Genomic DNA, 9,484 nt, shown 5'->3' with positions numbered 1-9,484 from the left:
GCACCCCGGCCGTCCCTGCGAAAGGAACGAACCGGGGTGCGTCGGTGCTGGGTGATGGGCTATCGCCCGTGGGATCAGGCCGCGTAGCGGGTGCTGATGTTCTGTGCGTTGAACGTGCCCTTGACGGTCACAGCCTGGCCTTCGGTCAGGGACTCTTCTTCGTTGAAGCTGACCTTGGCGGGGATCAGCGACACGGCGCCAGTCTTGGCGCGGCGGCGAACCACGGTGTCGGCGTTGGTGTCGCTCAGCGTCTTGAGCGCCTCGTAGGCGGGCGTGCCGATCATGTCGGCGTCCATGTCAAAGGTGCGCTGCACGGCGTTGAAGCCGTCGTTCAGCACGATTTCCACGTCCGACTCGATGAACTTCACGTTCACGGTCTTGGCGTCGCCGCCGCTGGAGCTGTGGTTCATCGTGCGGTCCAGGTCAACCCAGGTGCTGACCTTGCGCGCGGAACCGGCGCCGCCGCCTGGCGTGAACAGCTCGGTGTTGCTGGTGTCGATCTTCTCCAGCACAAAAGCGTCTGTGGTGACGGACTTCACGCGGGCTGCGCGGAAGTTCAGTCGGCCCCAGCCGCTGTAGATGACGAGGATGTCGCCGACGCTGTAGCCGTGGGCCGTGCTGGAGCACGACGCTTCGGCGGCGTTGGTGATAGCGGTGATGGTCTTCGCGGATGCGAGGACGGTGGCGACCGCGTGAACGGTCCCATTCGGAGTGCGTGCCATAGTGGGCCTTTCAGAAAGTGCCCCTTCCGGGGCGATTTCTGCGAGGCGTCATGGCTGCGAGTCCCTGGCGGGAGTGGCAGGCCTGCGAGGCAGGGTTAGAGAAAACGGTGGAGCTACTTCTGGGCTTGCTGCTCAAGCCAGCGCTCCCAGGCGCCGATGCAGCCTTTGATGAGGCGGATCAGCGTTTGGTGGAGTTCGCGGGTGGTGGGCGACATAGGCGAATCTGGGTGTAAAAAAGCCCGCCGCGACGGATCGGGGCGGGCAACCACGAAAGGACGTGTGGCAATCAGTGCGGCAGCAGCGATGGCTGAAGCTCGGCTTCCAGCCGCTCGCGCTCGGTGGTGAAGTACGGGATCTCGCGCTTGCGCTCAAGCATCAAATGGCTGCCGAAGCTGGCGCGCACCTTGGATTCGACTTCGCGGGCAATCAGTGCTTGCATCTGCTGCCACAGGTTTTGATCGCGCTGGTTGAGCGCATCACGCATCCGGTAGAACTCGCGCACCAGGGCGACCTTGAATTGCAGCACCTGCGGCGTGTTGCGAAGCATGGTCATCACAAGGGTGGCTTGTCGCTCATTGAGCAGGGCAAATTCTGTCGGCTTGCCGCGCGGGTTAAATCGCAGCTGAGTTGCGATTACCCCGAACTCGGCCAGGGTGCCGGCGTGCGCGCGCACCAGGCCGATCACGTTGCGGTGTGGCACCTTGAAGCCGCGCGCAATCACCTCAGTGGAGGCCAGCGGCTCGCCATTGATGACAGAAACGATGGGGGCGTGCATAACAGTCCTTTCGCGCGCACAAACAAAAAAGCCGCCTCAGCGGGCGGCTCGGGGTCGTCCGGTCTGCGCCGGCTCAAGAATTCAGGTGGCGATGAACGCACTCCAGTACACAGACACCGGCACCGCCCACCACGGCTCATCAGCCATCGGTGAGGCGATGCGCGGCGTGTCCACGATGTCCACGCGCACAGCGCCCTCGGTCAGCATTAGCACCGGGGCGAAGTGGTCACGGATCAGCTCGGCGCGCTGCATGGCAGCCAGGCGCCCCGTGTTGATGGGCGCGTGTACAGTGACCTGGAAAATCCCGCGATCCAGACGCAGCGTGCGCTCCAACGCCAGATCGCGGGGGGCATTGATCAGGTGGTTCACGCGCTGCCACATGCTGGAGGGCGGGGTGAAGGTGACGTTTTCCCACGCGGTGGGCAGCTGCGGGGACAGGGCCAGCAGGCGCTTTTCGAGGGCGCTTTGGATGGCGGCAATGCTCACTTCAGCCCTTTCACAGCCTCGGCCAGTGCATCGCCGTAGCGCTGCACGGTCAGGCGCACCATGCCCTGCGGCGCCTGTTGCGACCAGCCCCGCTCCAGGCGAAGTGCATAGGGGACTGAATTACTCAAGTAAATTGTCTGCCCGGGCTTCCAGCCCTGCAATGCAGCTTGCGCGCGGCCCTTGGCTGAGTCGCCTGTTTTGTCCGGTGCAGCGTCGGCGCTGGTGTTGATGGCGCCCAAGCCCACGGCCCAGTTGCTGCGAAAGCGCCCTGTCCGAACTGGCGAGGTGTCAATCATCATCCCCTGCAGCTCGAACGCGGTCTTTCGCACCACGATGTGCGCCTTGTCCTTTGCGCGCTCGCAGAGCTTGTTGAGGTTGACGGCAAAACCCATGGTCAAGCCCTCACTTGCAGCGTGTACAGCACCACACGCCCCGCAGGTGCCAGGGTATCCACCGAGATGACGGTGTAGTTCTTGCACTGCCAGGTGAAGGCGTCGGTGGCGCGCGGCGCCCAATCGAGCTGCGGGGCAACGTAGGCTTTGTGGTCGCCGCGCAGGATCGTGGTGCCGTCGATCAGCTTTTCCGGGTACGGGAACACTGCCGCAGTGCCGGTTTGCACCAGCGGCGCCGGCGCGGGGTCGAACGTGCCAGTGTCCGGGTTGTAGCTGCCGCTGCCTTCGCCTTGCCTGGCGATGGTGCAGGCAGCACCGGCATTGGTCAGCATCCGCAGCGCGGCGGCAGCGGTCTTGTCGTAGTCCTTGGCCATCGCGTCAGGCCCGGATCAGCTTGACCATGCCGCGCCCGTCGATCAGGCCACGCAGCAGGGCATCAATGACGCCGAACTTCACCTGCCCGCCGTTGCGAGGGGCGGAGTACGTCGTGCTGATAGGCCCAACGGTTTCGCTGCTGATGCTCACCGGCTCCACGTCCTCGAACAGATGGCCCGTTGACGCCCGCAATGCCGCCTCGCAGCAGGCCGATTCAATCTGTGTATGCACAGGGTTGAGGTACTCGGGCCGGATGCTGTATGCGCTCAGCAGGTACTGGGTCGCGCGGCGCAGGTAGGTTTCCCTTTCTTCCGGCGCGCCGCTCCATGAGTGGCCCATCTTGAGCATGTAGGCGTCGGCATGGGCGACAGACACCAGCGAGTCGAAACCATCGGCGGGCGCGACGATCAGCATGGGGTCAGCCTTTCAGCAGTGCCAGCAGCTCGGGGCGGCGGGCCTTGGGGTCGTACTCGATGCCGCGCTCATCCAATGCATCGCGGATTTCGGCCACGGACAGATAACCGTTGCCGTCGGCGTCCGCAGGGTCTTCCGACGTTTCGCCGCTCCTGGCTTCAGGGGCTTGCCAGCCATCGGGCGCAAACGCCGCATCCACGATGCGGTAGCCCTGCGCGCGCAGCTCGGCCTTGCGCTGCGGGCTGCAGGGGTGCGGCTCATACCAAACAGGTTGCTCTTGCATGGCGTTTTCCTTGCAGTGACGCGCCGGGCAGTGGTGGCCGCCCGGCGCTTCTGGGTTTACTTGGAAGCGTCGCCGATGGTGATGACGCCAGCGCTGGCCTTGATGGTGTTGGCCACCAGGTCCCAGTTGGTGCCGGTTGCCAGCTCGGCGTTGGTCGGGCTCTTGCCGCCGTTGGCGGTGTCCCAGGTGTAGCCGCGCAGGCCCAGGCCGAAGGTGTAGTCGGCCTGCATCGTGGTCTCGATGCGCTCCTTGCCGTTGGTGGTCTGGATGTTGGTCACCAGGTCGGAGCCATCGGACACCACGGCAGCGCCGTTGACCAGCGACAGCACCTTGGCCTTGTCGGGCGTGCCGGCGGCGAACAGGGCGGGTGCGTCGGTGACGATCACGGCCTTGCCCAGGATGTCCACGATGGTCACGCCGCTGAAGCTGAACAGGCGCTCAGCATTGGCCAGGTTCTGGCCGATCAGCTTGTGGTACATCGCACCGGTCATCACCTGTGCCACGATGCGGGCCGAGGCGTCGCCGAACTTGGCGTGGGCGTTGTTGATGGCGCTGTAGGTCACGCCAGCGGTCGCGCTCACGTCGTTGGTGGCGCCAGCCTGGTTGCCGATGGCGGCCACCAGGGCAGCGATGGCCGTGTTGAGCTGGTCGCTCATGATGGCCTCGGATAGGTTGCGCGAGATGACTTCCAGCGCTTCCTCGGGCGACTTCTGCACCCAGCTCAGCTGGCCCGGCTCCCACAGGATGGGGCCGAAACCGCCGGCGATCTTCACCGAGTCGTACTGCTTCTGAGACAGAGGGGTGGCGGATTGGGCGTTGTTCGTGGCGTAGCGGTCCACGCGGCGCTGGGCGCCATGGATGCCGGCCCAGAACGATTCCTGGAGGAAATCGCCGTCGATGCTTTGCGTGGTCAGCTGGATCGCGCCAGCGGACGCGGCATTGAACTTGCCCACGTCTTGCGCCAGCGTTTCGATGGTGGCGCGCTTGAGGTATTCGTTGAACACCTTCATATCGGACAGTGCCATTTTTTAGCCTTTCTTGCCTGTGTCAGGCATTGGTCATTTGCTTGATTGCGGCGAGTCGGTCGGCCTTGCTGCCGCCGAAGTCGCCATTGGTGGGCCTGCCACCGCCAGAGCTGGTCGCGCCACTGCCCGAGGCAGTCGCAGGGAACCAGTGCGGGGCCTTGTCCTTCATGCCTTCAAGCCACTCCATCGGCGTGAATGGCGTCTTCCCGTCCTTGCCGAGCACAGGCGATCCGTCCGCGTCGAATTGCACGGCACTGCCGTTCTCATCGAGTGTGAACATCGAGCGGGCGCGAAACAGCGCATCGTCGATAGCGTGCTGGTGCAACCCGGCCTTGACTGCGGCGGCGCGAATGGCGTCATCCAGCACGCGGCCCTGAAAGGCTTGTGCGCGCTGGGTGGCGGCCTCTGCGGCCTGCATGGCGGCGGCCAACTTCTTGTCGTAGTCGGCCTTCATGCGCTCGGTGCGTTTGTTCAGGACTTCATCGACCTTGCCGGCCTGAATCAATCCCGCTTCCTCATCGTCGGAGAACCGCTTGAGGATGTTGCGCACCGCGTCCGGGTCGATGCCGTCGAAGCGCTTCAGATTGTCTTGCGCGGCCTGGAGCCGCTGAATCAGGTCTGAATTCTTCGCTTTCAAGCCGGCCACTGCGGTATCAATCGCGGCCTGCACGTCCACCGATGGCGTTTGCTGAGCATCGGCTGAGCCGCCGCCCGCATCTCCGCCCTCGCCCGACTGGGCTTGCATGAGTCTGGATAGGAGTCGCTGTTTGAAGATAGGCATGATGGTTTGCCCCTGGAGGGCTTTGGTTGTGGAAAGGGCCGAACCCGCGAAAAGGCCCGACCGGATCGGGCAACAAAAACCCGCTGCGGATCGCTCCGAGCGGGTTTGTGGTGGCGGCCTTGCGGCCTAATTCAGGTTGCCGGCTTGGGCCGGCTGGGCATCATCGGACTGTGAATGCCGCGCTTGTGGCAGTCCAAACACAGCTTGTCGTGAACGACCGTGCCACGGTGATACTGGCCCTTGCCGTCGATCCACGATCCATTCACGGCAGTGAACATGGTGCGGCTGCCGCACTTGTTGCACTGCAGCCATCCCTCGGGCCTGGGCATGGCCTTCACGCGCTCGCGCACGGCCTGCACAGGATCGGGGGCGGTTTTGGGAACCAGGGTCAGCTTCGCGCGCATGGGGCCATGTTACAGGCCGGCGCGTTTGAATATCTCGGAGTCCTTCTTGCGCAGCTGGTCAAGCGACAGCACCACGCCTTTGTTATTGGTGAACCTGTCCACGTCAATCTGGTTGGCGCGGAACAGCTTGGCACGGGTGGCGCCAAGAATCTGCTTTTGCACGTCTTGCGGCTGGCCCCGCAGCCAGTCGGAAAACGTCAGGTCAGCCGCTACCTGCCCATCCTTGGATGCTCGCGTGCCCCCCTTGACGACCACCTCGGGCAGATCAATGCCCATCTCGCGGTACGTCTTCAAGACGGGTTTGGCATAGCTGCGGCAGTTGAAATGCCTGGGCGGGATTGGCCCCTTGCCCACGGGAAAGCGCTTGCCATTGAGCGACGCGCACGTCAACGTCGTGCGCCCGTCCAGCGTGGCGGTGAACTCCCATCCGGCCATGATGTCCTCGTTGGCCTCCAAGCTGCTTTGCTGCGCGACGTTGGCCATGTGGTTTACCGATGTGCGCAACAGCGTTTCCACATGCCGGCGGGTGTTGTCCATCAACCCATCGGCGTAGTTCGTAGCCCGCGTGCCTCGGATGCGCTGCACCATCTTCGCTATCGGCTCGCCCTCGACCATGCCCAGGCTGATGGCCTGGCGGATCAGCTTGATGCGATCTTCGCTCACGCCGTTCAACAGTTGCGCCACAGGGGCTGCGCCGTCCTTAGTGATGCGAAACGGCTGGGCATACGCTGCGGCATAGACCTGATGCACGTTGACCGTGGCGATGTGCGTGCCGACCGGCGATGCCGCCGTCAGCACCTGCGCCTGGTAGGCTGCCTCATACTGCACCAGGGCCTGCAGCTCCTGCGCAAGCTCACGCCCCACCTGTTCAAACGCTGCCGTGTTGGTGGCGCGCACTGCGTACAGCAGCGATTCCAGCCGCTCGATACGCTCCAGGCTCCCAGCCCCCTGCAGGGCCATTTCCAGCTCCGACAACAGCCGGGTATCGCTGGTGTTGAGCAGCTTGATGATGCGGTACACCACCCCATTGCTGTACTGCGCCAGCGCCACCTGGTGGCGGATCGCCTCCCAGGCCAGCCAGTCCTCAGCGGTCGCCACCCAACGCCCCCAGGGCCGGGCCTTCTGTGCTCACGGCCTCCAATTCATCCTCCGGCACCAGATCAGGCGACAGCAAGGCGCGGCGCTGGCTTTCGCGGATCACCGTCTCCTTGGTGATGATGCCCGCTTGCTGCAGCGCCAGGATGGCCTGCGAGTCCTGCGCATTGATCGGGGCTGCGAAGTCCTTGTACAGCGACAGGGTCCCGCCTTTGGGCTGCCCCAGCCATTGCGCGGTCAAGTCCAGCGCCCGATCCAGCGAGTCCTCGAACGTCTCCACGATGCGTTGCAGCTCGGACTTGTTCGCCTCGGCGTCATTGGACGATTCGGTGGCCGTGCGGCTGCCGGGCTGGCGGGTCAACAGCTCGGCCCCGGTTTGCAGCATCTGCGCTTCCAGGGCGTCCAGCTCGCTGCGTCCCACGGTGACCGACTCAGCCGACCCTTGCACCACCTTGGCGTCGCCGCCTTGCGGCAAGCTCAGTGCATAGCTCGATCCGCTGGTGATGGGCGAGTCGCTGTCAATGCCCGACACCACCAGCAGGCGCTTGCGGGCGAAACGCGCGGAATCGTCCTGATCGGACTGCTCGCGCCAGTGCTTCGCGTTCAGGTGCGCCAGCTCCAGCAGAGGGGGCAGGCCAACCATGAAGCCCTCGCGCGTGCCGTAGAACGGGACAAACGGGATCTCGGTCAACGGCGCCATGCTGCCTTGGTCAATCAGCGTGTACTGACCATTGCCGCCTTCTTCCCACAGCTCAAACGCCCCCGGTGTATAGACGCGCACGCGGTTGACGGTCTTGACGCCGTAGTCGCCATCCGGCACTTCCTCGGTCTCTGTGATCCGCAGTTGGATCAGCGCTGGCAGGCCGTTGACCTTGCCGATTTTCCAGCCCAGGATGCGGTCATGCTTGATATGCACCCAGTAGGGGCGCGCTCCCATGGTGCGCTCATCCGCCTGCGTGCGGGCCGCGCCCTCGGTGCGGGTGTAGTCCACGAGGATGCCGCCATAGCCGTGCGTGATGGCCTCGTGCATGAGGTCAGCAGCGAATGCGTGCAGGCTGCGGCCCTCGCCGTCGATGTCTCCAATCCACTGAGCCACTTCGGGCGGAACATCCTCGCCCAGCACCAGCTCCTTGGAAAACGGCTTGCCAGCCATCACCGCAGCAGTGCGGGCGAAAGCCGGAAACAGCGTCGCCGTGCTCAGGCGGTAGGCGTAGTCCTCGGCGTCCTCACGCGGCTGCTGCGGCAGGTAGGCCAGGCCAGCAGCGCGCATGGCGGGCGTGCCACCCAATAGCGCGTCGATCAGGGGCCAGTGCTTCGCCATTGCCTGTACGGCAGGCGAGCGCTCATGGATTGCAAGTGCCATAGGGGTTACATGCGAAGTGGGGAAACGGATGCCGTGCGCTTCGCGGCCAAAACCCGGTAGCGGCACTCGTCCGCGATGTGGTCCTCGGCCTCAGTGTCGATATCGTCAGGGTCGCGAGAATCGCGCGGCAGGCTGGGGACGGTGCGAATGAAGTCCCGGCAGTTGTCCATCACGTACAGGCCCGGCTGTTCGTTGCCTTGTGCGGCGGCTTCCAGGCGGGCGCGGATCAGCTCCCAGCCGTTCTTGCGGCTGCCTGGCTTCTTGTCGGCCACTGTCCAGCGAACACCAGCTTTTTCCATGTTCTGCCCGATACTGATGTCGTCGGTCACGGCATAGATAGCGGAATCAGCCGGGCCGGGGTGAACCTTCAGCCGCAGGGATTCATCGCGCCGCTTGATCTCTTGCGCAACCGCAGTTGCCGTCATCCGAAGGCCCTCATTTGGTTTGCCGGTGCAGCCGTACCACTCATCCATGCGAATCAGGGTGCCACGCGGGAACACTCGCTCCACGCCGCCCGCCTTGACCGGCAAGCCATTGCTTTCCGCCCACCAGCCCACGCTGAAGGGACGGCTGCTGCCCCAGTCGAACGCGCGGTCAACACGCCAGTCCGTCGGGATTTCAAAGCGCGGCAAGACGTGAATGTCACGCTGCCACAGATCGTCAAACATGCCGCCGCTGGTGATGTCCCAGCTCCCATGCAGCCATGCCTTGCGCTTGTTGGGGTCGGTGATGGCCCGAAGTGTTTTCAGATACTCCGGGTCAATGAATTTGTTCTCCGACACTGCTCCGAAGATGCAGACACGCGCCTGGCCTTCGTCGTTGTAGATCGGCGTGCCGTAGGGGGCCGGGTCGATGAAGTACGCCTTCACCCAGTTGTGCCCCACGCCGTAGGGGTTGGTGGTGCTGCGCACTTGCAGCGGCAGACCGCCAGGGCGGGATGTCCGGTTGCAGGACATCATGCTTTCGTAGCAGTCGATAGATGACCAACTGGTCAGCTCTTCCCATCCGATGAACGGGTATTCGTGTCCGTGGTAGCTCCAGTAGTCATCTGGCGTTGCGAACACGCGAAACAGCAGCTCCTCGCCGTCTGGCCATACCCACTTCAGAGCGCCCTGGCCGGCCAGAAACTTCGGCCGATTGGCGGTGAACTGGTTGAACCAGCGCTTGGACTTGGTGATGATGTCGTCCAGGTGCTTGTACTCACGCCTAAAGATCACGCCGCGCCAGTGAATGCCGTAGCCCTTGCCGCAGTGCTGGGCAAAGGCCATCAGCATGGCATCAGTCTTCCCCGGCCCTCGGGTGCCGCTGTAGCAGACCTCCCTCAGCGGGCACTGAAGAAATAGGTCTTGGCTGCCCGGCTGGGCTTGCC

Annotated in this window: 13 protein-coding genes; all 13 read right to left on the bottom strand. The window is 64.0% G+C overall.

Features of this window, described 5'->3' with window-relative positions; all coding sequences use genetic code 11:
• Positions 1-74 precede the first annotated feature (74 nt).
• Positions 75-722, bottom strand: coding sequence for a phage tail tube protein (locus AVS7_RS03485; RefSeq protein WP_020227140.1), 648 nt, complete (start codon positions 720-722; stop codon positions 75-77).
• Between the two features lie 286 nt (positions 723-1,008).
• Positions 1,009-1,497 (bottom strand): Rha family transcriptional regulator, encoded by a 489-nt coding sequence (locus AVS7_RS03480; protein WP_020227138.1) that lies wholly within the window; start codon positions 1,495-1,497, stop codon positions 1,009-1,011.
• 81 nt (positions 1,498-1,578) lie between these two features.
• On the bottom strand, positions 1,579-1,983 hold the full coding sequence (locus tag AVS7_RS03475) for a DUF4128 domain-containing protein (protein ID WP_020227137.1): 405 nt from the start codon (positions 1,981-1,983) through the stop codon (positions 1,579-1,581).
• Complete coding sequence (locus AVS7_RS03470; protein WP_024000883.1) at positions 1,980-2,375, bottom strand: HK97 gp10 family phage protein; 396 nt, start codon at positions 2,373-2,375, stop codon at positions 1,980-1,982. The genes AVS7_RS03475 and AVS7_RS03470 overlap by 4 nt, the downstream gene beginning before the upstream one ends.
• A gap of 2 nt (positions 2,376-2,377) precedes the next feature.
• Entirely contained in the window at positions 2,378-2,749 is a 372-nt protein-coding gene (locus tag AVS7_RS03465; RefSeq protein WP_020227135.1) for a hypothetical protein, read from the bottom strand.
• 4 nt (positions 2,750-2,753) lie between these two features.
• Entirely contained in the window at positions 2,754-3,164 is a 411-nt protein-coding gene (locus tag AVS7_RS03460; RefSeq protein ID WP_020227134.1) for a DnaT-like ssDNA-binding protein, read from the bottom strand.
• A gap of 4 nt (positions 3,165-3,168) precedes the next feature.
• On the bottom strand, positions 3,169-3,447 hold the full coding sequence (locus AVS7_RS03455) for a hypothetical protein (protein ID WP_020227133.1): 279 nt from the start codon (positions 3,445-3,447) through the stop codon (positions 3,169-3,171).
• Positions 3,448-3,503: 56 nt separating this feature from the next.
• On the bottom strand, positions 3,504-4,472 hold the full coding sequence (locus AVS7_RS03450) for a major capsid protein (protein ID WP_024000882.1): 969 nt from the start codon (positions 4,470-4,472) through the stop codon (positions 3,504-3,506).
• Between the two features lie 22 nt (positions 4,473-4,494).
• On the bottom strand, positions 4,495-5,217 hold the full coding sequence (locus AVS7_RS03445) for a hypothetical protein (protein WP_020227131.1): 723 nt from the start codon (positions 5,215-5,217) through the stop codon (positions 4,495-4,497).
• Positions 5,218-5,384: 167 nt separating this feature from the next.
• Entirely contained in the window at positions 5,385-5,657 is a 273-nt protein-coding gene (locus AVS7_RS03440; RefSeq protein WP_020227130.1) for a hypothetical protein, read from the bottom strand.
• 9 nt (positions 5,658-5,666) lie between these two features.
• Positions 5,667-6,755, bottom strand: a complete 1,089-nt coding sequence (locus AVS7_RS03435; protein WP_020227129.1) for a minor capsid protein — start codon at positions 6,753-6,755, stop codon at positions 5,667-5,669.
• Positions 6,742-8,115 (bottom strand): DUF4055 domain-containing protein, encoded by a 1,374-nt coding sequence (locus tag AVS7_RS03430; RefSeq protein ID WP_024000880.1) that lies wholly within the window; start codon positions 8,113-8,115, stop codon positions 6,742-6,744. Before AVS7_RS03430 ends, AVS7_RS03435 begins: the two co-directional genes overlap by 14 nt.
• A gap of 5 nt (positions 8,116-8,120) precedes the next feature.
• A complete protein-coding gene (locus tag AVS7_RS03425; protein WP_200405908.1) occupies positions 8,121-9,389 on the bottom strand; it encodes a terminase in 1,269 nt (422 codons plus the stop codon).
• Positions 9,390-9,484 lie beyond the last annotated feature (95 nt).

Source organism: Acidovorax sp. MR-S7, from assembly GCF_000400995.2.
Lineage (GTDB): Bacteria > Pseudomonadota > Gammaproteobacteria > Burkholderiales > Burkholderiaceae_C > MR-S7.
This window is presented reverse-complemented; position numbering and strand designations above follow the sequence as displayed.

Coding starts and splice junctions, on each gene's coding strand:
- AVS7_RS03485 (WP_020227140.1), bottom strand. CDS start 722: ATGGCACGCACTCCGAATGGGACCGTTCACGCGGTCGCCACCGTCCTC.
- AVS7_RS03480 (WP_020227138.1), bottom strand. CDS start 1,497: ATGCACGCCCCCATCGTTTCTGTCATCAATGGCGAGCCGCTGGCCTCC.
- AVS7_RS03470 (WP_024000883.1), bottom strand. CDS start 2,375: ATGGGTTTTGCCGTCAACCTCAACAAGCTCTGCGAGCGCGCAAAGGAC.
- AVS7_RS03465 (WP_020227135.1), bottom strand. CDS start 2,749: ATGGCCAAGGACTACGACAAGACCGCTGCCGCCGCGCTGCGGATGCTG.
- AVS7_RS03460 (WP_020227134.1), bottom strand. CDS start 3,164: ATGCTGATCGTCGCGCCCGCCGATGGTTTCGACTCGCTGGTGTCTGTC.
- AVS7_RS03455 (WP_020227133.1), bottom strand. CDS start 3,447: ATGCAAGAGCAACCTGTTTGGTATGAGCCGCACCCCTGCAGCCCGCAG.
- AVS7_RS03450 (WP_024000882.1), bottom strand. CDS start 4,472: ATGGCACTGTCCGATATGAAGGTGTTCAACGAATACCTCAAGCGCGCC.
- AVS7_RS03445 (WP_020227131.1), bottom strand. CDS start 5,217: ATGCAAGCCCAGTCGGGCGAGGGCGGAGATGCGGGCGGCGGCTCAGCC.
- AVS7_RS03440 (WP_020227130.1), bottom strand. CDS start 5,657: ATGCGCGCGAAGCTGACCCTGGTTCCCAAAACCGCCCCCGATCCTGTG.
- AVS7_RS03430 (WP_024000880.1), bottom strand. CDS start 8,115: ATGGCACTTGCAATCCATGAGCGCTCGCCTGCCGTACAGGCAATGGCG.
- AVS7_RS03425 (WP_200405908.1), bottom strand. CDS start 9,389: ATGCTGATGGCCTTTGCCCAGCACTGCGGCAAGGGCTACGGCATTCAC.